This window comes from Luteimonas sp. MC1825, from assembly GCF_014764385.1.
Lineage (GTDB): Bacteria > Pseudomonadota > Gammaproteobacteria > Xanthomonadales > Xanthomonadaceae > Luteimonas.
Map to the genome: position 1 here is coordinate 2538070 of NZ_CP061714.1, position 24181 is coordinate 2562250.

A 24181-nucleotide genomic window follows, 5' to 3' on the forward strand; every position below is an offset into this window, starting at 1 on the left:
GTGGCGCCTGGTGCACGATCGCCTGCCCTTGGTGCCGGGAACAGTGCTGGAAGTTGCATCGGGGCAGGCGCAAACCCACTCTAACCGCGTGAATGGGCATGGGTGTGAACGATGGACAAGCGCGGTGGCGGCCGCGGCGCGGCTGTCTCAGCCGGCCACTCCGGCACCCGCGGCCTGGCGGTCAGCGTGGTAGGACGAGCGCACCAGCGGACCCGAGGCGACGTGGGTGAAGCCCAGCGCCATGCCGTAGTCCTCGAAGGCCTTGAACTCCTCCGGCGTCCAGTAGCGCAACACCGGGTGGTGGTGTGCGCTGGGCTGCAGGTACTGGCCGATGGTGACCATGTCCACGTCGTGCGCGCGCAGGTCGCGCAGGGTGCCCTGCACCTGCTCCAGGGTCTCGCCGAGGCCGAGCATGATCCCCGACTTGGTGGTGACGCCCGGGTGCTGCGCCTTGAAGCGCTGCAGCAGGGTCAGCGACCACTGGTAGTCGGCTCCCGGACGCACGTTGCGGTACAGCTCCGGCACGGTCTCGACGTTGTGGTTGAACACGTCCGGCGGATCGGCCGCGAGGATCTCCAGCGCGCGGTCCATGCGCCCCTTGCCGCGGAAGTCCGGGGTCAGCACCTCGACCTTGGTGGTCGGGGTGAGGGCGCGGATCGCCGCGATGCAGTCGACGAAATGCTGGGCCCCGCCGTCGCGCAGGTCGTCGCGGTCGACCGAGGTCACCACCACGTACTTCAGGCCCATGTCGGCGACGGTCTCCGCCAGGCGGCGCGGCTCGTCGGCGTCGGGCGGCTTGGGCCGGCCGTGGGCGACGTCGCAGAAGCTGCAGCGGCGGGTGCACACGTCGCCCAGGATCATGAAGGTCGCGGTGCCGTGGCCGAAGCACTCGTGGATGTTCGGGCAGCTGGCGTCCTCGCACACCGTGACCAGGCGGTTCTCGCGCAGCTTGGCCTTGAGCGCGGCGACCGCGCCGTTGGACGGGATGCGCACCCGGATCCACGACGGCTTGCGCAGCACCGGCGTATCCACGAATTCCACCGGCGAACGCCCGATCTTGTCCCCCGCGACCTGCTTCACCCCCGGCACCAGCGACGGCGCACCGGCATCGGCGATGACGGCGAGCGGGATGGACTTGGCGGAGGTGTTGGTCATGATCTCGTGGCCGTGGCAAAAACCGCTTCTCGAGGCGCTTCAAACGTTGCCAGGCCGAACTGCGTGGCGAGGGCCGCGAGCAGCGCGGTCCGGGCGGTGTCGAGGCTTGCGGGACCGCCGCATTCTACCACCGAGGTCACTTCGAGCCCGGCGTAGCCGCAGGGGTTGATGCGGTGGAACGGTTCGAGGTCCATCGCGATGTTGAAGGCCAGGCCGTGGAAGGTGCAGCCGCGGCGCACGCGGATGCCGAGCGCGGCGATCTTGGCGTCGCCGGCGTAGACCCCGGGCGCGCCCTCGCGGCGCTGCGCGACGATGCCCCAGCCGGCCAGGGTGTCGATCAGCGCCTGCTCGATGCGGCAGACGTAGTCGCGCACGCCGATCTTCAGGCGCTTGAGGTCGAGCAGCGGATAGACCACCAGCTGGCCGGGGCCGTGATAGGTCACCTGGCCGCCGCGGTCGACGTGCAGCACCGGGATGTCGCCGGGCAGCAGCACGTGCTCGGGCTTGCCCGCCTGGCCCAGGGTGAACACCGGATCGTGCTCGACCACCCACAGTTCGTCGCGCGTGTCCTCGTCGCGGCGGTCGGTGAACGCCTGCATCGCGCGCCACACCGGTTCGTAGGGCTGGCGACCGAGGTCGCGCACGGCCGCGGGGCGCAAGGCCGGCGCTACAGCGTCCACTTCACCTCGGGGTGCTCGCGCAGCGCGGCATGCGCGGAGTCGTACTCCTCGCGCGAGTTGGCGCGGAAGCTGAGCTTGACCGATGCGAACCTGCCGCCACTCGAGGCACGCGTGGTCACGGTCTCGTGCAGCACGGTGAGGCCGGCGGCGCGCAGCAGGTTGGGCACCTCGACCTCGAGGCCGGCGGTGACGGGACCTACCGCGGTGATCTCGAAATCACCGGGAAACTGGAAGCCGTGATCGGGGTTGTCGGATTTGATGGCCATCGGCCGATTATGGGGACCAGGGCGCGGAATCCAAGCACCGCACGCGGCCGCCCGGGCGTTGCCGGACGGCGGCGACGGGCGACGTCAGACGGTCTGCCACCACATCAGCAGCTCGTGCCAGAGGCGCTTGAAGAACCCGGCCTCCTCCACGCCTTCCAGCGCCACCAGCGGCGCTTCGGCCACGACCTTGCCGTCCAGGCTCACGCGCACCGTGCCGATGGCCTGGCCCTTGGCGATCGGGGCGACCAGGGTCTTGGGCACGTCCATGGTCGGCTTGAGCTGCGCGTACTTGCCGCGATGCACGCTCACCAGCAGCGGCTGGGCGACGCCCAGGCTCAGCTCGTCGAGCTGGCCCTTCCACACCTTCTGGGTGGCCACGGGCTTGGCGGCTTCGTAGAGCTTGTGGGTCTCGAAGAAGCGGAAGCCCCAGTTGAGCAGCGCCTGCGAATCCACCGCGCGCTGGTTTTCGCTGGTGGAGCCCATCACCACCGACACCAGGCGCTGGTCACCGCGCTTGGCCGACGCCAGCAGGCAGTAGCCGGCACCCGAATGGTGGCCGGTCTTGATGCCGTCGACGCTCTGGTCGCGCCACAGCAGCAGGTTGCGGTTGCGCTGGGTGATCGGCCCGACCGTGAATTCCTTGATCTTGTTGTACGCGTACTCCTGCGGGAAATCGCGCGCCAGCGCGCGTCCGAGCAGCGCCAGGTCGCGTGCGGTGGAGTAGTGCTCCGGCGCCGACAGGCCGTGCGCGTTGACGAAGTTGGAGTTCTTCATGCCGATGCGCTTGGCGTACGCGTTCATCAGCATCGCGAACGCCTCCTCGCTGCCGGCCACGTGCTCGGCGAGCGCGATCGCGGCGTCGTTGCCCGACTGCACCACCATGCCCTTTTCCATGTCCACCAGCTTCGCGGTCTTGTTGACCTCGAAGCCGCTGTAGCTGCCATCGGTGCCGGCGCCGCCGGTGCGCCAGGCGTTGACGCTCATCAGCACGTCGTCGTCGGCGCCGACCTTGCCGGCCTTCATCTCGGCGGCGATCACGTAGCTGGTCATCACCTTGGTGATGCTGGCCGGCTCGACGCGTTCGTCGGCATTGTGGCCGGCGAGCACCTGGCCGGTGGCGTGGTCCATCAGCAACCACGCGGTTCCGGTGACCGGTGGCGCGTCCGGCACCGGCAGCTCGTCGCTGAGCGCGGCCGGCTGCGACGGCGTGGGTGACGGCGCGGACGCCGGGGTCTGGGCGTATGCAAGGCCGAGCGCGGCGGTGGAGACAAGGGTGATCAGCGCGACGCGGACGGCGTGGGCATTCATCGGGGATGGAACTCCGGGATTACGGCCATCCGTGACCGGGACGACAGGGACAAAGGACGGAAGTCTACTCGCGCACGACGTGCGGCGCGCCGAAGCCGAGACCGGCCACGCGTGCGCTGAGGTCGGCGACGCTGGCATGGGCGACAGGCCCGACGCGCAGTCGCCACACCGGTTTCCCGGAGGCGGTGCCGTCGTGCAGCCGCGCGGCGGCGATGCCGGCGCGCTCGAGCATGGCGAGTGCGCGCTGCGCGTTGTCTCGCGAGCCGAAGGCGGCGACCTGCAGCAGCACGCCGCCTGCACCGACGCGCGATGCCGCGTCGGCCGCGGGCACCGGCACCGGCGCGGCATCGGCCTGGCGTGCGGCGGCGACGGTTTCGCGTGCGGGCGCGGCGGCGCCACGCGCGGGCACCGCGGCCCCGGCCTTCGCCGGTGCCGCCGAGCCGTAGGGATCCGGCGTGCCGGCACGTCCGGTCGCCACGCGCGCACGGCGCGACTTCATCCAGGCATCGAACTCGTCGGCGCTCATCGCCTTGCCGTCCTGGCGCATGTCGAAGCGCCAGTCGCCGCCGGCGGCGGGCGGCGGTGTGGTCGCGGTCGCCACGCTGGCCGGCACCGTCGTCGCCGCCGTCGCGACCGCCTTGGCGGGGACGGCAGCGGCCGTGGCTGGCAGCGCCTGCACCAGGCCATCGATGGCGCTGGGCGGCGCGGGCTGCGGCTTTCCGGTGGCGACGCGCACGCCCGGCGGCAGGCCGGTGGCAGGATCGACCTGCTCGGCCACGCGCGTGTCGCGCGTCCCGCGCGCGTTTTCCGCCGCGCTCAGCGCACGCACCTCGACGCGGCCGGTGCCGCGCGGATGCACGCCGATCTTCACCGCCGCCGCGTAACTCAGGTCGATCACCCGGCCATCGTGGAACGGCCCGCGGTCGTTGACCCGCACCACCACCGACTTGCCGGTGTCGAGGTTGGTGACGCGCGCGAAGCTCGGCAGCGGCAGCGACTTGTGCGCGGCGGTGAACGCGTACATGTCGTAGACCTCCTGGTTGGAGGTCTTGCGGCCGTGGAATTTCTGCCCGTAGTACGACGCCAGGCCCTGTTCGACGAACCCGTCGACATCTTCGAGCACCCGGTACGACTTGCCGAGCACCGAGTACGGCGAACGGTTGCCATGGCGCGATCGGGCCAGGGCGACCACCTCGGGCTCGGGAATGGCATCCACGTCGGGCAGGTAGTCGGGCAGCGTGTCGCGCACACCCGGCTTGTACAGGCCGCCGGCGACGTAGTCGCCGCGCGTGGACGGATCCTCGGCGGCCGGTGCGTACGGCGACACCTTGCGGCCGGCATCGCGCTGAGCCGCGGTATCCGGCGCGCGTCCGGGCGCGGGGGCGGGCGCGTCGGCCGTCTTCTTCGGGGTGCCGGCACAGCCGGCCAGCAGCAGCACGGCGGCGGCAAGGCCCCAGCCGGCAGCGGCATGCCGCCCGATCATTGCGCCGGCCGGCCGGCGATCGCCTGTGCGAGCTGGTGCACGGCCAGCGAGTACATCGGCGAGCGGTTGTAGCGGCTGATCACGTAGAAGTTGCGGTAGCCCAGCCAGTACTCGGGGCCGGCCTCGCCGTCGAAGGACAGCAGCGTCGCGCCTTCGGCCAGCGGCTGCCCGGACTGCGGCCGGTAGCCGCGCGCCGCCAGCGCGGGCAGTGGATGCACCGGCTCCAGGTTGTCGGGCTTGAAGTCGGCCGCGGCGGCGTCGCGCGTCGCGCGCGCCACCACCGGCGCGCCGCGCTGCCAGCCGTGGACCACGAAATAGTTGGCGATCGACGCGAACACGTCGGGCTTGTGCGTAAGCAGGTCGCGCTGTCCGTCGCCATCGCCATCCTTGGCCCACAGCCGGTAGCTGGACGGCATGAACTGCCCCATGCCCATCGCCCCGGCATAGCTGCCTTTCAGCGCGCCAAGGTCGAGCTGCGGCTCCTCGGCGGTGAGCGCGAACAGCTGCGCCAGCTCGCCGGCGAAGAACGGCGCGCGCTTCGGGAACCCGAACGCCAGCGTGTACAGCGCATCCAGCACGCGGTGGTTGCCGGTGATGCGGCCATAGCTGGTCTCGACGCCGATGATGGCGACGATGTACTCGGCCGGCACGCCGGTCTCGGCGGCCACGCGATCGAGCGCGGCGCGGTTCTCGGCGTAGAACGCACGCCCGCCGTTGATGCGCGCGTCGTTCATGAAGATCGGGCGGTAGTCGCGCCACGGGCGCACGGCCTCGGCCGGCCGCGACATCGCGTCGATGATCGACTGCTTGTGCTCCGCCGTGGCCAGCGCGGCGCGGATGCGCTGGCGGTCCACGCCGTAGGTGTCGGCGGTGTAGTCGACGAACGCGGCGATGCGCTGTTCGCGCCCGAGCGCCGGATCGGTGACCGCGGGCGGCGCCACCGGGCGTTCCGGCGGCTGTGGCACGGCCGGCAGCAGGCCAGGCGCCGTGGCCGCCACCGCCGGTGGCGTGGTGGCCGCGGGTGCCACGGGTGCACGCGAGATCGCCGTGGGTGCGCAGGCGGCGAACAGCAGCGGCGCGGCCAATACCGGCAACAGGCGCGGTCGGGAAAGCGGGAATCGGGGGCTTCGGATCATCGGGCGCGAGGTTAGCACGCACCCTCGCCGGCCTGCGGCAGCCGTTCAGACGCCGTTTCGGCTCAGCGTCGCGCGCGCACCTGGCCGCTGGCGTGCACCGCCATCACCACGCCCATGCCGGCCAGCAGTGACACCGCCGCAGTACCGCCGAAGCTCAGCAGCGGCATCGGCACGCCGACCACCGGCAGCAGGCCCGAGATCATGCCGCCATTGACCAGCACGTACACGAACAATCCCAGCCCGAGGGCGCCCGCCAGCAGGCGCGCGAAGCCGTCGCGCGCCTCGGCCGCGATCCACAGGCAGCGGCCCACCACCACCAGGTACAGCGACAGCACCGTGACCACGCCCAGCCAGCCGAATTCCTCCGACAACACGGCGAAGATGAAGTCGGTGGTGTGCTCGGGCACGTAGTTGAGATGCGATTGCGAACCCTCGCCCCAGCCCTGCCCGCGCAGCCCGCCGGAGCCGATCGCGATCTTCGACTGGATGATGTTCCAGCCGGTGCCGAGCGGATCGGATTCCGGATCCAGGAAGGTGAGGATGCGGTCCTTCTGGTAGGGCCGCAGCAGCCAGTACCAGGCCACCGGCGCCGCCGCGGCCACGCCGCCGGCCGCCGCCACAAGCCACCACCACGACATGCCGGCCAGGAACAGCGCAAACCCGCCACTGGCCGCCACCAGCATCGCGGTGCCGAAGTCGGGCTGCAGCAGGATCAGCCCGGTCGGCACGCCGACGATCGCCATCGCCGTCAGCGTGCGCGCGAAGCCCGGCGGCATCGGGCCGTTGTTGAGGTACCAGGCCACCGCCATCGGCAGGCTCAGCTTCAGCAGTTCGGCCGGCTGGAAATAGAACACGCCAAGGTTCAGCCAGTGCGCGCCGCTGCGCCCGGTGCCGAGGAACAGCACCGCGACCAGCGGCAGCAGCGACAGTGCGAACACCACCGGCGCCGCGCCCCGCAGGCGCAGCAGCGGCACGCGCGACAGCAGCCACATGATGCCGAGGCCGACCACGTAGCGCGCACCCTGCGACTTCACCAGCACCGTCTCGCCACCGCCGGCGCTGTGCAGCACCGCCAGGCCCGCGGCCATCAGTCCCGCCAGGGCGCCGAGCAGGATCCAGTCGATGCTGCGCACGAAGCCCTGCAGCAGGTCCAGCAGCCAGCGCAGGATGACGTTCATGGGGTGGCCTCGACCGCCGGCGCAGCGACCGCCACCGCGTGCGCTCCGGGCAGCAGGGTCGACACCACGGTGTCGAAGGTGACCGCCGGCAACGCGTCGGCCGCGGCCTCGGTGCCGTCGGCCGGTTCGGGCATGGTGCCCAGCAGCCAGGCGTCGAAGATCTTGCGCGCGATCGGCGCCGCGGTGGTGCCGCCGTAGCCGCCATGCTCGACCACAACGGCCACCGCGATCGTGGGCGCTTCGGCCGGCGCGTAACCCACGAACAGCGCCTGGTGGCGCAGGTGGTAGGGCAGGCTGCGCGGATCCATGCGCGCGGTGCCCTTGCGGCTGATCTTCTGCGCGGTACCGGTCTTGCCGGCCATGCGGTATTCGGCGCCGCGGGCCATGGCGGTCGCGGTGCCGCGACCATGGATGGTGTTGACCATGCCTTCCTGCACCGCGCGCAGGTGGGCCGGGTTGTCGGTGATCCCCGGCGCCGGCAGCCGCGGCAACGGCGTCCACGGCGCGTCATAGGCCAGGCGGCGCTCGGACACCAGGCGCAGCGGATGCAGGGTGCCGCCGTTTGCGATCGCGGCGGTGCCGCGCGCAAGCTGCAGCGCGGTGGCGACCCAGTAGCCCTGGCCGATGCCGGCGATCACGGTTTCGCCCGGATACCAGGGCTCGCTGGTGCGCGACGCCTTCCATTCCGGTGACGGCACGATGCCGCTGGTCTCGCCGGTCAGGTCGATGCCGGTGGGCTGGCCGAAACCATAGCGCGCCATGTACGTGGCAAAGCGCGCGATGCCCATGTCGTAGGCGAGCTTGTAGTAGTAGTAGTTGATCGAGCGCGAGATCGAATCGCGCAGGTCCACCCAGCCGCCGCCGGCCCCGGCGTCGCGATAGCCGCGGCTCTGCCCGGGAATGAAGAACTCGCCGGTGGAGAACACCTTGCTGTCGGGCGTGCGCACGCCGCTGTCCACGCCGGCAAGGGCGACGAACGGCTTGATGGTCGACCCCGGCGGCCCGCCGCCGAGCACGTTGCGGTTGAACAGCGGCCGCGCCGGATCGTCCATCAGGCGCCGGTAGTCGGCGCTGGCGATGCCGTTGACGAACAGGTTGGGGTCGTAGCTCGGCAGGCTGACCATGGCCAGCACCTGCCCGGTGGCGGGGTCCACGGCGACCGCCGAGCCGTGCAACCCGCCGAAGGCCAGCGCCATCGCGCGCTGCAGTTCCACATCCACCGACAGCCGCAGGTCGGCGCCCGCCGACGCCGGCAGCATGCCGACCCGGCCCAGCGCGCGGCCCTCGACATTGGTTTCCACCTGTTCGTAACCAACCACGCCGCGCAGCGCCTCGTCGTAGTAGCGCTCCAGGCCGGTGCGCCCGGTGTGGGTGAACACCGCATGCGCCTCGCCGAACTTCACGATGTCGCTCTCGTCGGTGCGGCCGACGTAGCCGACGATGTGCGCCAGCAGGTCGCCCTGCGGGTACCGACGGTTGAGGTAGGGCACCAGCTCGACACCCGGGAACCGCCAGCGCTCGACCGCGAAACGCGCCGCCTCCTCGTCGCTGATGCGCAGCTTCAGCGTGATCGCGCGGAAGGACCGGGTGGTGCGGCGCTCCGCCTCGAAGCGCGCGAGGTCCTGCGGTGACAGCTCCACCACTTTCGACAGCGCGGCAAGCAGCGCCTCGGGATCACCGGCGTCCTCCGGGGTCACGTCGAGGCGGTAGGCCGGCACGTTGTCGGCGATGATCCGCCCGGCACGGTCGTAGATCAGCCCGCGCCCGGGCACCACCGGCCGCGGCTTGATGCGGTTGGCCTGCGAACGCTTGGCGTAAACGTCGTGGTCGAGCACCTGCAGCTTGAAATACCAGCCCGCCAGCCCCCCCAGCGCCAGCACCACCACGACGAATCCGACCAGTGCACGGCTGCGGAACAGCCGCGCCTCGGCCTGCGGATTGCGCAGGCGCGTCCGCGCCCGGCCGCCGATCATCGCCGCACGCCGCGGCCGATGCGCAGCGCGTCCAGCAGCAGGAACAGCGGCGCCCACAGCAGCATGCCGAGCAGCGGCGCCCACCAGTAGGCCAGCGGCAACAGCGGCTCGCCGAGCGCGAGATGCAGCACGGTGCTGATGACGCGGTCATTGAGCAGCAGTCCACCGATCGCCAGCGCCTGCTGCGGCATCGGGAAGAAGCGCAGCTGGGTGCGGAAGCGCTGCAGGATGAACGCCATCACCACCAGCCGCAGCGACTGCTCGCCGAGCAGGCCGCCGAACGCCAGGTCGGCCACCACGCCCACGCAGAACGCGAAGCCGAGGCCGACCCTGTCGTTGTCCTCGATCACCCCGTAGGCGACCACCAGCGCCAGCCAGTACGGGCGGAACGGCTGCAGCAGCTCCGGCATGGGCAACAGGCCCAGCAGCAGCGCCAGCAGCACGGCGACCGGCAGCACCCAGCTGCGGCCGCGGGTCATGGCGTGGCCCCCGGCGCGGGCGGCGCATCCGATGCGGCAGGTGCGGCCGGCGGCGGCGCGCGGCCCGGCGCGCGGTCGCGCAGCAGCAGCACGTCGCGGCCACGGTCGAGCTGCGCGGCCGCGTGCACGTCGCCGACCAGGAACGCGCGGCTGTCGTCGGGCCGCAGGGCGGCGATCGTGCCCACCGGGAAACCGGGCGGGAAACGGCCACCCAGGCCGGAGGTGATGAGCACGTCGCCGGCGCGGACGTCGCTCGACAGCGGCACGTTGCGCAGCTCCAGCCGGTCGCTGCGGCCGGTGCCATAGACGATCAGGCGCACGCCGGTGCGCGCCACGGCCACCGGCACGGCGTGGTCGGGATCGGTCAACAACAGGATCACCGCCGTGGTCGGGGTGGCCTCGATCACCTGCCCCACCAGGCCGCCGGCGTCGATCACGCTCTGCCCGCGGTGCACGCCCAGGCCGGTGCCGGCATTGAGCATCAGCCGCTGGCGCGTGGGGTCGAGGTCGACATCCAGGATCGGTGCCAACTGCACGTCCAGCCCGCCGCGTTCGGCCGCGCCGAGCAGGCCGCGCAGGCGGGCGTTTTCTTCCGCCTCGACCTGCAGCCGCGCCTGGCGCGCGGCGCCGACCAGCAGCTCATTGCGCAGGCGGCGGTTCTCCTCGGCCAGGCGCGTGCGCGTGGCGGCGTCGTCGCGCACGCTTTCGCCAAGCCGCGACGGCAGCCCGGCCAGCCACCACACCGGCTGCATCGCCACGCTGGCGTGCGACCTGGCCTGGGCCAGCCAGTCGCCGCGATGGTCGAACACCAGCAGGGTGATGGACAGCGCGAGGTACGCCAGCAGCCTCAGCGTGCCGGCGACGTCACTGGAGCGCGGGGCGGCGGGGCCGGCGTAGGAGGACACTGTCTGGGCCGTGGACGGTCAGGTCACTCCGACGCGAAGAACTCGTTCCCGTGCATGTCCAGCAGCTCCAGCGCGCGGCCACCGCCGCGGGCCACGCAGGTCAGCGGATCCTCGGCGACCTGCACGTGCAGCCCGGTCTCCTCGCTGATCAGGCGGTCGATGTCGCGCAGCAGCGCGCCACCGCCGGTGAGCACGATGCCGCGCTCGGCGACATCGGCGCAGAGCTCCGGCGGGGTGAGTTCGAGTGCCTGGCGCACCGCGCTGACGATGCCGGCCAGCGGCTCGCGCAACGCGTCCAGCACTTCGGCCGAGCTGATCTTGATCATCTTCGGCACGCCTTCGGCCAAATGGCGGCCGGAAACCTCGATCTCGATCACCGGGTCCTGCGGGTAGGCGCAGCCGGCCTCGAGCTTGATGCGCTCGGCGGTGGATTCGCCGATCAGCATGCCGTGGTTGCGGCGCACGTAGTTGATGATCGACTCGTCGAAGCGGTCGCCGCCGATGCGCACCGACTGCGAGTAGACGATGCCGTTGAGCGCGATCACCGCAACCTCGGTGGTGCCGCCGCCGATGTCGACGACCATCGAGCCGCGCGCCTCGGTGACCGGCATGCCGGCGCCGATGGCGGCCGCCATGGGCTCCTCGATCAGCGAGACATCGCGGGCGCCGGCTTCGAGCGCCGAATCCTTGATGGCGCGCTTCTCCACCTGGGTGGAGCCGGCCGGCACGCAGATCAGCACGCGCGGGCTGGGGCGCAGGAAGCGCGACTTGTGCACCTTGCGGATGAAGTGCTTGAGCATCTCTTCGGTGTAGGTGAAGTCGGCGATCACGCCGTCCTTCATCGGCCGGTGCGTGGTGATGTTGCCGGGCGTGCGGCCCAGCATCTGCTTGGCCTCGCTGCCGACGGCCGCGACCGCCTTCTGGCCGCCGGAGCGGTCCTGGCGCACGGCCACCACCGAGGGTTCGTTGAGCACGATTCCCTGGCCGCGGACGAAAATGAGTGTGTTGGCCGTGCCCAGGTCGATGGACAGGTCGTTGGAAAACATGCCGCGGAACTTCTTGAACATCGGGGGCGGACGTCCGTCAGGAGGCAGGGGAACAGGGGGGATTTCCCGTGAAAACGGGATCAGCAAGCGTAACCGCGGCCCCAGTCCCGGGCAAGGAGAACCGCTGCCCGCGATGCGCCGTGCTTGGCCGCGCACGACCGCAGCGGCTAACCTGTGCGGCCAGCCGGCCCGACAGGGGCGGCAGTGGCATGCCCGGCGGCCCTGCCGGTCGCGGACCCCCATCACACAACCAACCGGCGTAGCCGCCGGCAACAGCCCCTGGAGCACCTTCCCGATGCCTGCCCTGATCTGCGGTTCCCTGGCCTACGACACCATCATGGTGTTCCCCGACCAGTTCAAGAACCACATCCTGCCGGACAAGGTGCACATCCTGAACGTCTCGTTCCTGGTGCCGCGGATGCGCCGCGAGTTCGGCGGCTGCGCCGGCAACATCGCCTACAACCTCAAGCTGCTGGGCGGCGACCCGATCCCGATGGCCACCGTCGGCCAGGATTTCGGCCCCTATCGCGAGTACTTCGCCGATCTCGGCATCCCGTTGGGCCATGTCAAGGAAATCCCGGAGCTGTTCACGCCGCAGGCGTTCATCACCACCGACCTCGACAACAACCAGATCACCGCCTTCCACCCGGGCGCGATGATGCGTTCGTACGAGAACCACGTGCGCGACGTGCCCGGCGTGACCATCGGCATCGTCAGCCCCGACGGCTACGAAGGCATGATCCAGAACTCGAAGGAATTCGCCGAGGCCGGCATTCCCTTCATCTTCGACCCCGGCCAGGCCATGCCGTTGTTCAACGGCGAGGAGCTGCGCGCCTTCATCGAGCAGGCCGACTACGTCACGGTCAACGACTACGAGTCGAACCTGCTGCAGGAACGCACCGGCTGGGACGAGGCGACCATCGCCGGCAAGGTCAAGGCCTATATCACCACGCGCGGCCCCAAGGGCGTGGTGATCTACGCCGATGGCAAGACCTACGACGTGCCGCCCGCGCACGAGACCCGCGTCACCGACCCGACCGGCTGCGGCGACGCGTTCCGCGCGGGCCTGCTGTTCGGCATCGAGAAGGGCTACGGCTGGGAAACCATCGGCCGCATCGGCAACCTGATGGGCGCGCTGAAGGTGGAGCACCCCGGCACGCAGAACCAGCGCTTCGACTACGACGAGTTCGCCGCGCAGTTCACCCAGCAGTTCGGCTACGCCCTCTAGGCATGCCCATCCGTCTGGCGGGATGCCTGGTCGCCGCGGCCGCCCTGCTGGCGGATGCAACGTGGTTGCCGGCGCGCGGCGCGGGCCCCGAATCGCGTTACCTGGAACTGGCGGCGGACCGCATCGTCGCCGGCCGTTCCGGCCCGCTGCTGGAGGCGACCGTCCACGTGCCCCGCGCCGGCTGGCTGTACCTGCAGTCGGACGGCGTGTACGCGCCGCTCGATGCCGCACAGGCCAACGCCTACATCACCGTCAATGGCAAGCCGGTGTCCAACGACAGCATCATCGACTGGCGCGGCTCCCGGGCGCCCAACCGGCATGCGTTCAACGCGATCGGGGCGGTGCGCGTCCCGGCCGGGAAGGTGCGTGTCGCGCTGCATGCGCGCACCGTCGATGGCCGGGCCACGGTCATGGCGGGCGCGAACCTCTCGATCGTGACCACCGCGGCCACCCACGTGGCCGCCGCCCGCCTGCCCGGGGCCTCGCCGTGGCTCGCGTTCGATACCCGCGACACACCGGAGGGCACGCCCATCCCGGAGCGCGGCCGGCGCGCGCTGCTGACGGCGGCGGCGCGCAATGCCGCCGGACCCGTGGTGGCGATGGCCTCCGGGCACAGCTACGTGTCGGACTCCCCGGGCGATGCGATGTGGGGGATCTTCCTCAACGGCCGTGAATCACCGCTGGACACGGCGACCTGGTCGATCAACGACCTGTTCGCGCTCGGCGCAGAAGTGCAGGCCCCGATGTTCGCGCAGGCGCTGTACCCGTCGCCGCCGGCTGACAGCACGGTGCAGCTGGTCGCCAGCGAGTCGCCGTATTACCGGCCGCTGATGGCGAGCACCAACGCCGCCCGCTACCGGGTGGGTGCCGGCACGCGGCTCATCACCCTGGCCGGGGGCATGCGCGTGACCGGACGCGGGCTGGCACCCGCGCACGACTACGCGGCCAAGGGCCAGCACCGCCGCTACGCCTACGTCTGCGTCGGGACCAACGGCTTCCGCCCGGAGAAGTGCCCGCCGGCCGGCGGCGACGTGGTGCTGGGCCGGGGGCGCGCCTGCATCCCGCCGGGCCACAGCGGCGTGGTGCTGTTCTCCGCCAAGAGCCGGATCCAGGGTGACGAGGCGGATCCGGGTGGCACGGTCTCGCTGCGCATCCGCATCAACGGCCAGGACGTGGGTGCCGCCAGCGAACAGACGCTTGGGCCGCGTCCGCACTCGGTGAGCACGCGCACCATCGGGGCGAGCTACCTGGCGGCCGGCAAGCGCGCGCTGGCGCCGGGTTGCCATGACGTGGAGGCCGTGGCACGTGCCACCGGCGACTTCCGCAACATCTCGCTCAACGCCGACCTGCCGCTGCTCTGGTTCGACTGACGCCGGCTACTTCCAGCCGGCCAGCCTGGCGCGGTCCAGCCCGCCCACCTCGAACACCGCGGTACGCGTGCCGCCGGCCTTGACCGGATACTCCACCGACAGCGCCTTCGCGCCGTCGAGCATCCGCCACAGCGCGCGTTCGTCGTCGATGAACATGGCGATCGCCTCGTCGGTGTCGGGGCGGTTGGCGGCCATGCGCACCGGCGCGGCGCTGTCCACGGTGACCGCGACGCGGCAGGCGCCGTAGCAGTCGAAGTCGCCGGCTTCCATGACCAGGTAGCTGCTGCGTCCCCACGACGGATGGTCGCGGAAGATCAGGCGCACCGGCCTTGCGCCGCTGCCGTCGCTGTCGACGCGGTCACGGGTGTAGATCGCGGCCGACAGCTGGGTGCCGCCGGTGACCGGCTCGACGTTGTAGGTCCACAGGCCGGCGAGGCGCTTGTCCTCGCGGATCGACTCGGCGCGCGCCCCGGCCTGCTCGTGCAGCGGTGCGATGCGCGCGGCGGCAGCGGTATCGGGATGGCGCGCGAGGATCAGGTCGCCGTGGGCCTTGGCCAGCGGCCAGTTCTCCGCCGCGAAGGCGGCATCGAACTCGACCGCGGCCTTGTCGGCGGCGGCCTCGCCGGCCTGTGCCTGCGCGGCCGCCTGCGCCTCGGCCTGCGCCGCCGGGTCCTGGCAGGCGGTCAGCACCAGCAGCGCGCCACCCACCGCCGCCGCCAGCACCACGGGACGCGCCGTGTGGCGGAACGCACTGGCGCGGACTGACATGCGCTTCACGCCCGCCTCAACGCTTCGCCGGCGCCGGACGCGTCGGATCGCCATCGGCGACCGGCATCGCGGGACGCTCGGGCTCGGGTGCCACGACCGTCGCATCGATCGCGGGCGGAGCCGGCGCCATCCCGCTACTTGCCACGGGCTTGGCCTCGGCGATCACCTTCTCCACCGACGCGGTGGTGATCGGGTGGTAGCCCGGACGCGCCCTGGCGAACACATCCTTCGCCAGCGCCAGCCCGCCTTCGGTGGCGACCAGCGCCTCGTAGGTCGGCATGATCAGCTTGCGGCGGCCGATCTTCTGCAGGAACGCCGCGATCGCCGGGTTCGCCTGTACATATCCGCTGCGCACCGCCAGCGGATACCAGCGCATCGCGATCTCGCCGTTCGGCGTGCCGGTGAACGCATACGAGGTATCCAGCTGCGACAGCTGCACGGTGGTCAGCGTCTCCGGCATGCCCTCCAGGAAGTGCACCCACTCCTGGGTCACCCACGCGTCGGTGATCACCGGCGGCGGCAGCTGCGCGCTGCCCAGCCAGCCCAGGCGCGCGGTGTCGACCACGCCGAAGCGGCGCGACAGCACCTTGGGCGCGCCGGCCGGGATACCCGGCTCGTACAGCCAGGTGTCGAACTCGGCCATGGTCACCTTGCCGGGATACTTCTCGAGCAGGTGGGTGCGCGCGTAGTCGACGAAGGTCGCGGTGGAGATGCTCTGGAACGCGAAATGGTCGAAGTAGCCGCGCAGGAACACGTCGAATTCGGCACGGCCGAAGCGCTCCTCGAGGAACTGCAGGAACCACGCGCCCTTGTCGTAGGACACGCCGCTGAGGCCTTCGTCGGGGTCCTTCATCACGCCCGGGCGCACCGCCAGCGCCTGCAGCTCGGGCGGCATGTCCTTGATCTCCGTGGCCAGCGCGTTGCGCGCGATCACGTACTCCATGTCGGACAGCTCCTTGCCGTACAGCGCCTCCACGATGCGATTCTCGACGTAGCTGGTGAAGCCTTCGTTGAGCCAGCCATCCTTGGCGCTGGAGTTGGTGACCAGGTTGCCGGACCAGCTGTGCGCCAGCTCGTGCGCGATCAAGGACACCAGCGACTTGTCGCCCACGACCACCGTTGGCGTGATGAACGAGAGGCGCGGGTTTTCCATGCCGCCGAACGGGAACGACGGCGGCAGCAGCAGCAGGTCGTAGCGCTCCCAGCGATACGGCCCGTACAGCGCCTCGGTGGTGGCGATCATCTTCTCGGTGTCGGCGAACTCGGCCACCGCGCCGTCCACGGCGGCGGGCTCGGCCCACACGCCCGAGCGCGCCGAGATCGGCTTGAACACCAGGTCGCCGGCGGCGATCGCCATCAGGTACGAGGGGATCTTCTGCGGCATGCGGAAGCTGTACGACCCGTCGCGCGCGGCGGCCGGATCGTTGTCGGCGCTCATCAGCACCATCACCTCGGCCGGGGCGGTGACCTCGGCGCTGTAGGTGTAGCGCACGCGCGGCGTGTCCTGCAGCGGCACCCAGGAGCGGGCGTGGATCGCCTGCGACTGGCTGAACATGAACGGCGTGGCCTTGCCCTGGGTCATCGCCGCATCCAGCCACTGCAGCCCGGAGGCCTCGGGCGAGGTGCGGTAGCTGACGCGGATGCGCGCGTTGCGCTCCGGCGCGGCGATCGTCAGCTTGCTGCCGAGCAGCGCGTCGCGCGCGGCCAGGGTGTGCTGCAGCGGCTGCCAGGCGCCGCCCTCGGCCTCGCCTTCCACGCGCTCGATGGCCAGGTCGCGGGTGTCGAGGACCAGCTCCATGGCCTCGGGGTCGCGCCAGTCGAGCGTGTAGGTGGCGGTGCCGGCGAGGGTGCGGGTGTCGAAATCGATCGCCAGGGCCAGCGCCAGGTCGTCGATGGCGACCTTGTCGGGCTCGGCGTAGGAGTGCTCGTCGTAGTCGCCGCTGGTGGCCGCCGCGGCCGGCGGCGGCGTGGCGGTGGACGGCGGCGGCGTGGGTTCGCGCTTGCAGGCGACAACGGCGGCAAGTGCCAGCGCCGCGAACGCGGCCAGGCGGAGGGTACGGCTGAAGGTCATGGGACGGGGGTCCGCGATTGGAACAGGCCCCGATTCTAGCCCGACTGCCGCCATCGCCCCCGTGGCAGGTGGCTCAGGCCTTGTAGCCGTCGTGGATGGCGACGATGCCACCGGTCAGGTTGCGGTAGCCGCAGCGCGCGAAGCCGGCCGCCTCCATCATCGACTTCAGCGCCTCCTGCGGCGGGTGCTTGCGGATCGACTCGGCGAGGTAGCGGTAGCTGTCGGCGTCCTGCGCGAACAGCCGGCCCAGCCGCGGCAGCACCTTGAACGAGTGGAAGTCGTAGATCGGCTTGAACCAGTCCATGGTGACCTCCGAGAACTCCAGCACCCGCGCCTGGCCGCCGACCTTGAGCACGCGCAGCATCTCGGAGAGCGCCGCGTCCTTGTCGGTCACGTTGCGCAGGCCGAAGGCGATGGTCACCAGGTCGAAGCTCGCATCGGGGAACGGCAGCGCCTGCGCATTGCACTGCACGTACTCGAAGCCGCGCACGTTGCCGCGGTCGACCATGCGGTCGCGGCCGACGCGCAGCATGCTGCCGTTGATGTCGCCGAGCACCAGTTCGCCCGATTCACCGACGCGGTCGCGCAGCAGCGCCGCGATGTCACCGGTGCCGCCGGCCAGGTCCAGCACGCGCGCGCCGCGGCCGACCTGCGCGGTGGCCACGAAGTAGCGCTTCCAGACCCGGTGGATGCCCATCGACATCAGGTCGTTCATCAGGTCGTAGTTGCCGGCCACCGACGAGAACACCTCGCCCACCAGCTTCTGCTTGTCGGCCACCGGCACGTCGCGGAAGCCGAAGTGGGTGGTGCCGGGGCGCTCGTCGTGTTCGTTCATGCGGCGATTATCGCACCGTGGCCGCGGGGCCGGCGCGGCGCGATCCGTGGCAGGATCGCAGGCCGTCCCCGCCCCGCACCGACACCATGATCGATACCCCCGACTACCGCGCCCTGCTCGACACCGCCATCGCCGAAGCCCGCCAGGGCCTGGCCGAGGGCGGCATCCCGATCGGCGCCGCGCTGTACCACGGCGACGGCCGCCTGCTCGGCTGCGGCCACAACCGTCGCGTGCAGGAAGGCGACCCCTCGATCCACGGCGAGACCGACGCCTTCCGCAAGGCCGGCCGCCAGCGCAGCTACCGCGACACGATCATGGTCACCACGCTCGCGCCCTGCTGGTACTGCAGCGGGCTGGTGCGGCAGTTCAACATCGGCACCGTCGTGGTCGGCGAGGCGGTGAATTTCGCCGGTGGCGTGGACTGGCTGCGCGAAACGGGCACCGAGGTGGTGGTGCTGGATGATCCGCGCTGCATCACCATGATGGGCGAGTGGATCGACGCCAATCCGGGACTGTGGAACGAGGATATCGGCGAGGAGTGAGCCACGCCCACCGCGCAGCGCACTACACCGTGCAGGGATCTTCCCACGGCGGGTCCCGGTGCTCCGCGCGCAGGCTGGCGCGCGTCGGCAGCACGCCGTCGAGCGCGACGCTCATGTTCTGCTGGGCCGTGGCCTGCGCGACGGGTGCGCCACGGGTGTAGATGGTGAGCGCGAACGGCGGGCGACCGGGCGCGTTGACCACGTAGACCGCGTTCACTTCCCCGGCGCCGAAGTGGTAGCAGCCCAGCGGCTCAAGCTTCGCCCCGCGCGCGGCCAGTGCGCCGGGCAGGTCGTAAGGCGGGTCGGCGCCGACTTCGCTCCAGCCCAGCGCGAGCGATTTAGGCGCGCTGGCGGTACCGCCAACCCAGGCGTCCAGCGCGCCGAGGCGGCCGGTGGCCGCGGTGGCCGTCGCCCCGGAGACCGGCGCGCCCGCGCCCCAGCGCGCGGCCGGCACGCGCGCGCGGAGATCGGCCAGCGTGAGCGGCTCGCCGGCGCGCGCCGGCACCGCGGCCAGCATCACGTCCGCAAGTGGCCCGGCCGCCTCGATCTTGTCCCACAGGTCGCCGCAGGCGCTGTCGATATCCGCGGCGGCCTTCTTCGGATTGTCCCGGCGCTCGCCGGCGCGGCAGCGCTCGAGGTGGGCGGTGCGTGCATTCGCCGCCACCGGAACTGGCGTGGCCGCCGGACCGGAGGCCGTGCCCTGCGCCGCTGCGCCGCGGCTGCCGGTGGGCACTTCGTCGAAGCGTGCCTGCGCGGCGTTCCAGCGCAACTCGGCCCCGCACTGGTTGGCTGCGCCACTGCCGCCCCCGCAGGCCTCGCCACGGCGCGCGATCTGAAGCCTGGCCGGGCTACCGGCGAGCACGCGGTACGCCAGCAGGTGATCGGCGAACACCAGCTGCGCACTGGCCGTGCCGGTGCCGGTATAGAGCTCCACGCGCGCCAGTCCGTTCTCGCGGAACAGCGCCGGCGCGCCGTCGCAGGGCACGTTGCCTTCCGACACCACGAAATCGGTGTGGCCGTCGCCGTTGAAGTCGGCGGGGATGACGAAGCGCCCCTGCCCGCTCACGTCGCCCAGGCGGCCGCCGGCACGCGCGCAGGCCGCAACCACCTCGTTGATCCGCGTCTTGACCACATCGGGGACCACGGCCGGAGCCGCGTCCACGGGTGCCGCGCACGCGGCGGCGAGGAGCGCTGCGAGAAGCAGGAAGGCGGGTGGTTCCCGGTGCATGGCGATGGCCTCGGCGTTGCCGCACGGGGGGCGGCCCTGCCAAGGCGCAACGCCGGCCGCAGCCACCCGCGGCCACTGCGGCGGCGATCCGGGCTGTTCCCGGGGCTCCACGTCGCGCGGTGGCCGACCGGATCTGCCGCGTCAGCGCGGCTCGATGGTGAACCCGCCGAAGGCCACGCCCAGGTCCCAGCCCTCGCCGGTGCCGGCCAGCGCCAGCGACACCTCGCCCTTGGTCATCGCCTGCGCCTTGCTGGACTTGACCGCGCCCGCGTGCGCCTCGGCGGCGACGTAGGTACCGAGCACCTCGCGGATGTTGTTCACGCCCGAGAACTCGCCGCGGCCGCCGCGGATCTCGGACTTGCCGATGGTCAGGCCGCCGCCCTTGGCGCTGATGCGCACGGCCATGGCCTGGCCGTTGTCGCAGCGCACCCGGCCCGTACCCGACGCCGTCTTGTAGAACACCGACCAGCCGGACATGTCGAAATCGAGGCGACAGGAAACGCCACGCGCGGATGCCGGCGCCGCGGCGAGCAGCAGGGCCATCGCGACGGCGGCGGCGGCGATCATCGGAGACCTGGACATGGGCATGCCCCTCCTCAAAGGATGTAGCGGCTCAGGTCCTGGTCCTGCACCAGCTCGCCGAGCTGCGCGTCGACGTAGGCGCGGTCGATCACCACGCGGTCGCTGCGGTCGGGCGCCTCGAAGCTCAGCGAATCGAGCAGGCGCTCGAGCACGGTGTGCAGGCGACGCGCGCCGATGTTCTCCTGGCGCTCGTTGACCTGCGCCGCAATCTCGGCGAGGCGGTCGACGGCATCGGGTGCGAACTCCAGGTTGACGCCCTCGGTCTTCAGCAGCTCGACGTACTGCCGCGTCAGCGAGGCTTTGGGCTCGGTGAGGATGCGCACGAAGTCATCCTTGGTCAGCGCCGACAGCTCGACGCGGATCGGGAAGCGGCCCTGCATCTCGGGGATCAGGTCACTGGGCTTGGCGAGGTGGAACGCACCGGAGGCGATGAACAGGATGTGGTCGGTCTTCACCGAGCCGTACTTGGTGCTGACCGTGGAGCCTTCGACCAGCGGCAGCAGGTCGCGCTGCACGCCTTCGCGGCTGACATCGGCGCCCATGCCCTCGCTGCGCTTGGCGACCTTGTCGATCTCGTCGATGAACACGATGCCGTGCTGCTCGCAGGCCTCGATCGCGGCCTCGCGCACCTCGTCCTCGTTGACCAGGCGGCCTGCCTCTTCCTCGACCAGCTGCGGGCGCGCGGCGCGGATGCTCACGCTGCGCTTCTGGGTCTTGCCGCCGCCGAGGCTGGAGAACATCTGCCGCAGCTGCTGGCCCATCTCCTCCATGCCGGGCGGGGTCATGATGTCGACGCCGACATTGGCACTCAGCTCGATCTCGATCTGGCGGTCGTCGAGCTCGCCCGAACGCAGCTGGCGGCGCAGCTTCTGCCGCGTTTCGGACTCCACGCGCGACGGCTCGGCGCCGATGTCGACGGTGGTCGAGGGCTGCGCGCCCGGATTGAATCCAAAGCCCGCGGCCGGCGTTTCGCGCCGCGGCAGCAGCGCATCGAGGATGCGGTCCTCGGCGCGCTCCTCGGCCTGGGTGCGCACCTTCTGCTTGGCCTGCTCGCGGTACAGCTTGACCGCGGTGTCGGCGAGGTCGCGGATGATCTGCTCGACGTCCTTGCCGACATAGCCGACCTCGGTGAAGCGCGTGGCTTCGACCTTCACGAACGGCGCATTGGCGAGCGTCGCCAGGCGACGCGCGATCTCGGTCTTTCCGACGCCGGTGGGGCCAATCATCAGGATGTTCTTGGGCATCACTTCGTTGCGCAGTTCGTCATCAAGCTGCGCGCGGCGCCAGCGGTTGCGCAGCGCGATCGCGACGGCGCGCTTGGCGTCCTGCTGGCCGATGATGTGGCGATCGAGTTCCTGCACGATCTCGCGCGGGGTCATCGAGGCGTGCGAATTGTCCACTTTCATGCGCATGTTCAAAGCTCCTCGACCACCACGTTGCGGTTGGTGTAGATGCAGATGTCGCCGGCGATGTTGAGCGCCTCGATGGCGACCGATTTTGCATCGAGCGCGGTGTGCGCGAGCAGCGCGCGCGCGGCGGACAGCGCGTAGGGGCCGCCGGAGCCGATCGCGACCAGCCCGTCCTCGGGTTCGATGACGTCGCCGGTGCCGCTGATGATCAGCGAGGTGTCCTTGTCGGCCACCGCGAGCAGCGCCTCGAGCTTCCCGAAACGGCGCTCGGTGCGCCAGTCCTTGGCGAGCTCGACGGCGGCGCGGGTCAGCTGGCCGTGCTTCTCGAGCTTGGATTCGAACAGTTCGAACAGGGTGAACGCATCGGCGGCGGCGCCGGCAAAGCCTGCGAGGATCTGGCCGTCACGGCCGAGGCGGCGCACCTTGCGCGCATTGGACTTCATCACCGTGTGGCCAAGCGTGACCTGGCCGTCGCCGGCGATCGCGACGCGGCCGTCGCGGCGCACCGACACGATGGTGGTGGCGTGGAAGACATTGGGGTTCTGGCTGGGGTCCATGCGGCCTCCGGGTCTGAACCTCCCAGATGGGGCCGTGATGCCCCGCATCAACCTCCAGGGGCACCCAGCTTCAAGAACCGCGCGGCGTTGTCGTGGAAGATCGCGCGCTTCTGCGCCGGCGTGAGGAACGCCGCGCTGTCCACGCCCTCCACCGCCAGGGTGATCGCTTCCGGCCACACCATCTGGTCGGAGCCGAACATGAGCCGCTCGCCGAGCCCCGCGGTCACCAGCGCCTGCAGGTAATCGTGGAACTCCTGGCGCGGGATGATCCAGTTGATCACCGACACATCGGCGTGCAGCTGCGGGTAGACGTACATCAGCGCCTTGGTTTCCTGCAGGTAGGGCCAGCCGGCGTGCATCAGCCACACGCGCAGCTTCGGATGGCGCTTGAGCATCGGCTCCAGCAGCTTGGGGTTGCCGAGCTCCACGCTGAACTCCGGGCAGCAGCCATACGGCGTGCCGGGCGGGCCCAGGCCGGTGTGGATGCCGACCGGGACATCGAACTCCTCGGCCAGCGCCAGGTAAGGCTCGAACCAGGCGTCGCCGGCATCAAGCCCGTGGTACTGCGCGCCGATCTCGCCCAGCACCTGCAGTTCGCCGCTGGCAAACGCCTTGCGCAGCACCTCCGGCGGCGGCAGCCGCGTGCGGCCATCATCCATGAACGCGCCGGCGCGGATCGCATCGCCGCCGGCCTGGCGCATGCTGGCCATGTACGCATCCGGCCCGCTGACCAGGCCGAGCACAATGCCGTGGCGGCGCATGCGCTCCAGCGTGAGGCGCTCGCGGTCGGCATCGGTCGCGGCCGTCGTCGCCTCGCCGGTGGCGGGGTTCGGCGCGCCGGGCGCAGCCGGGCCGACGTGGAGGTGCACGTCGATGATCGGGCCGTCATAGGGGTGCGCGGCCAGCGGCGCGGCGAGGAACAGCAGGTACGCGAGCAAGGTCAGGCGCATGGCGGGATTCCCGGTGGACATCCATGTGTACTACGCGGGGTGGCGGGCGCGACGGCCAGCGCCAGGCGTGCCGCCTAGTCCTTTGCGCGTCGCTTCGCGCGCGGGTGCGCGGCGTCGTAGACCTTGGCCAGGTGCTGGAAGTCGAGGTGGGTGTAGATCTGCGTGGTGGCGATGTCGGCGTGGCCGAGCAGCTCCTGCACGCCGCGCAGGTCGCCCGAGGACTCCAGCATGTGGCTGGCGAACGAATGCCGCAGCAGGTGCGGATGCACGCGCTTGAACAGGCCCTGGCGCTGCGCCAGCAGGCGCAGGCGCAACTGCACGGCGCGCGCGCTGATCGGACCACCGCCACGGCCGGGAAACACCGGTGCATCGGCCGCGGCACCGGTGTCGGCGCGCCAGGCGGCCAGTGCACGGCAGGCATGCGAGCCGACCGGCACGCTGCGCTGCTTGTTGCCCTTGCCGGTGACGGTGACCAGGCCGTCGGCAAGGTCCAGCTCGCGCCAGCGCAGGTTGCGCAGCTCGGCCAGGCGCAGGCCGGAGGAATAGAACAGCTCCAGCAACGCGCGGTCGCGCAATCCGAGCGGCGCGTCGGTGGGCACTTCGACCAGCGCCACGGCTTCGTCCGCATCCAGCACCTGCGGCAGCTTGCGTGACGCCTTGGGCGCGCGCACGCCGGTGGCCGGATTGGCCGCGATGCGGCCGTGCTTCAGCTGCCACTGATAGAAGCTGCGGCAGCCGGACAGGCGCCGCTGCAGGCTCTTCGGCGACAGGCCGCGGCGATGCTCGTCGGCAACGAACGCGCGCAGCTGCAGCGACTGCAGTTCCAGCAGTCCGGAGCCGCCCTGCCCCTCCGCCCAGTGCGCCAGCGCCTGCAGGTCGCGGCGGTAGGCATCGAGCGTGTGCGCCGACGCGCGGCGCTCCACTTCAAGATGCGCCAGGAAGTCGTCGATCGCCGGATGCGGTCCTGCGGCCACCGCACTCCCCGCATCCACCCCAGCCATGCCTTCTTTCTCCCTCGGCGTCTTCGCGGCT

The 24181-nt window shown here is 71.1% G+C and carries 22 protein-coding genes and 1 pseudogene; 3 read left to right on the forward strand and 20 right to left on the reverse strand.

From position 1 onward, the window contains the following. Positions 1-147: 147 nt before the first annotated feature. The 11 genes and pseudogenes from lipA to IDM46_RS11960 all read right to left on the reverse strand — a co-directional run bounded on the left by lipA (position 148) and on the right by IDM46_RS11960 (position 11630). Entirely contained in the window at positions 148-1155 is a 1008-nt protein-coding gene (lipA, locus tag IDM46_RS11910) for a lipoyl synthase (protein WP_182824529.1), read from the reverse strand. Continuing rightward, complete coding sequence (gene lipB, locus IDM46_RS11915) at positions 1152-1835, reverse strand: lipoyl(octanoyl) transferase LipB (protein ID WP_185115829.1); 684 nt, start codon at positions 1833-1835, stop codon at positions 1152-1154. The genes lipA and lipB overlap by 4 nt, the downstream gene beginning before the upstream one ends. Then, positions 1823-2101 carry a DUF493 family protein gene (locus IDM46_RS11920; RefSeq protein WP_182824525.1) on the reverse strand — a complete coding sequence of 93 codons (279 nt, stop codon included), beginning with the start codon at positions 2099-2101 and terminating at the stop codon, positions 1823-1825. The genes lipB and IDM46_RS11920 overlap by 13 nt, the downstream gene beginning before the upstream one ends. 84 nt (positions 2102-2185) lie before the next feature. Beyond that, complete coding sequence (locus IDM46_RS11925) at positions 2186-3409, reverse strand: D-alanyl-D-alanine carboxypeptidase family protein (protein WP_185115830.1); 1224 nt, start codon at positions 3407-3409, stop codon at positions 2186-2188. 64 nt (positions 3410-3473) lie between these two features. Then, positions 3474-4892, reverse strand: coding sequence for a septal ring lytic transglycosylase RlpA family protein (locus IDM46_RS11930; protein ID WP_185115831.1), 1419 nt, complete (start codon positions 4890-4892; stop codon positions 3474-3476). Then, positions 4889-6028: a lytic murein transglycosylase B gene (gene mltB / locus IDM46_RS11935; RefSeq protein ID WP_185115832.1), complete on the reverse strand. Its 1140-nt coding sequence runs from the start codon at positions 6026-6028 to the stop codon at positions 4889-4891. Before mltB ends, IDM46_RS11930 begins: the two co-directional genes overlap by 4 nt. A gap of 62 nt (positions 6029-6090) precedes the next feature. Beyond that, on the reverse strand, positions 6091-7206 hold the full coding sequence (rodA, locus tag IDM46_RS11940) for a rod shape-determining protein RodA (protein WP_185115833.1): 1116 nt from the start codon (positions 7204-7206) through the stop codon (positions 6091-6093). 128 nt (positions 7207-7334) lie between these two features. Further along, positions 7335-9179, reverse strand: a pseudogene (gene mrdA / locus IDM46_RS11945) (penicillin-binding protein 2); the annotation flags it as partial. After that, positions 9176-9658, reverse strand: a complete 483-nt coding sequence (mreD, locus tag IDM46_RS11950) for a rod shape-determining protein MreD (protein ID WP_182824512.1) — start codon at positions 9656-9658, stop codon at positions 9176-9178. The gene mreD and the pseudogene mrdA, both read right to left, overlap by 4 nt. Further along, positions 9655-10563 carry a rod shape-determining protein MreC gene (mreC, locus tag IDM46_RS11955; RefSeq protein WP_182824510.1) on the reverse strand — a complete coding sequence of 303 codons (909 nt, stop codon included), beginning with the start codon at positions 10561-10563 and terminating at the stop codon, positions 9655-9657. Before mreC ends, mreD begins: the two co-directional genes overlap by 4 nt. 23 nt (positions 10564-10586) lie before the next feature. Beyond that, positions 10587-11630: a rod shape-determining protein gene (locus tag IDM46_RS11960; protein ID WP_182824508.1), complete on the reverse strand. Its 1044-nt coding sequence runs from the start codon at positions 11628-11630 to the stop codon at positions 10587-10589. Positions 11631-11904: 274 nt separating this feature from the next. On the opposite strand from IDM46_RS11960, the gene IDM46_RS11965 reads away from it, so the two are divergent. Together IDM46_RS11965 and IDM46_RS11970 are read left to right on the forward strand one after the other, a co-directional pair. Then, a complete protein-coding gene (locus IDM46_RS11965; RefSeq protein ID WP_182824505.1) occupies positions 11905-12837 on the forward strand; it encodes a carbohydrate kinase family protein in 933 nt (310 codons plus the stop codon). A gap of 2 nt (positions 12838-12839) precedes the next feature. Next, the gene (locus IDM46_RS11970; protein WP_182824503.1) at positions 12840-14207 is read left to right on the forward strand and encodes a hypothetical protein; all 1368 of its coding nucleotides are present in this window, start codon (positions 12840-12842) and stop codon (positions 14205-14207) included. Between the two features lie 6 nt (positions 14208-14213). Here the strand turns inward: IDM46_RS11970 and IDM46_RS11975 are convergent, their stop codons facing one another. From IDM46_RS11975 to ubiE, 3 genes are all read right to left on the reverse strand, one after another. Continuing rightward, positions 14214-14975 carry a hypothetical protein gene (locus IDM46_RS11975; protein WP_185115834.1) on the reverse strand — a complete coding sequence of 254 codons (762 nt, stop codon included), beginning with the start codon at positions 14973-14975 and terminating at the stop codon, positions 14214-14216. A 16-nt stretch (positions 14976-14991) separates the two neighbouring features. After that, positions 14992-17046 (reverse strand): M1 family metallopeptidase, encoded by a 2055-nt coding sequence (locus IDM46_RS11980; protein WP_185115835.1) that lies wholly within the window; start codon positions 17044-17046, stop codon positions 14992-14994. A 73-nt stretch (positions 17047-17119) separates the two neighbouring features. Continuing rightward, positions 17120-17881 carry a bifunctional demethylmenaquinone methyltransferase/2-methoxy-6-polyprenyl-1,4-benzoquinol methylase UbiE gene (gene ubiE, locus IDM46_RS11985; protein WP_182824499.1) on the reverse strand — a complete coding sequence of 254 codons (762 nt, stop codon included), beginning with the start codon at positions 17879-17881 and terminating at the stop codon, positions 17120-17122. 86 nt (positions 17882-17967) lie between these two features. Here ubiE and IDM46_RS11990 point away from each other — a divergent pair, with 86 nt between their 5' ends. Further along, on the forward strand, positions 17968-18423 hold the full coding sequence (locus IDM46_RS11990) for a nucleoside deaminase (protein ID WP_185115836.1): 456 nt from the start codon (positions 17968-17970) through the stop codon (positions 18421-18423). Positions 18424-18445: 22 nt separating this feature from the next. Here the strand turns inward: IDM46_RS11990 and IDM46_RS11995 are convergent, their stop codons facing one another. The 6 genes from IDM46_RS11995 to xerC form a co-directional block, all read right to left on the reverse strand. Beyond that, positions 18446-19651 (reverse strand): VCBS repeat-containing protein, encoded by a 1206-nt coding sequence (locus tag IDM46_RS11995; RefSeq protein ID WP_185115837.1) that lies wholly within the window; start codon positions 19649-19651, stop codon positions 18446-18448. A 141-nt stretch (positions 19652-19792) separates the two neighbouring features. Next, positions 19793-20233, reverse strand: coding sequence for a hypothetical protein (locus IDM46_RS12000; RefSeq protein WP_185115838.1), 441 nt, complete (start codon positions 20231-20233; stop codon positions 19793-19795). Between the two features lie 14 nt (positions 20234-20247). After that, on the reverse strand, positions 20248-21639 hold the full coding sequence (gene hslU / locus IDM46_RS12005) for an ATP-dependent protease ATPase subunit HslU (RefSeq protein WP_223878080.1): 1392 nt from the start codon (positions 21637-21639) through the stop codon (positions 20248-20250). An 8-nt stretch (positions 21640-21647) separates the two neighbouring features. Beyond that, complete coding sequence (gene hslV, locus IDM46_RS12010; RefSeq protein WP_182824492.1) at positions 21648-22199, reverse strand: ATP-dependent protease subunit HslV; 552 nt, start codon at positions 22197-22199, stop codon at positions 21648-21650. A gap of 47 nt (positions 22200-22246) precedes the next feature. Then, positions 22247-23149, reverse strand: coding sequence for an amidohydrolase family protein (locus tag IDM46_RS12015; protein ID WP_185115839.1), 903 nt, complete (start codon positions 23147-23149; stop codon positions 22247-22249). Positions 23150-23223: 74 nt separating this feature from the next. After that, the gene (xerC, locus tag IDM46_RS12020) at positions 23224-24150 is read right to left on the reverse strand and encodes a tyrosine recombinase XerC (RefSeq protein WP_185115841.1); all 927 of its coding nucleotides are present in this window, start codon (positions 24148-24150) and stop codon (positions 23224-23226) included. Positions 24151-24181: the final 31 nt, after the last annotated feature.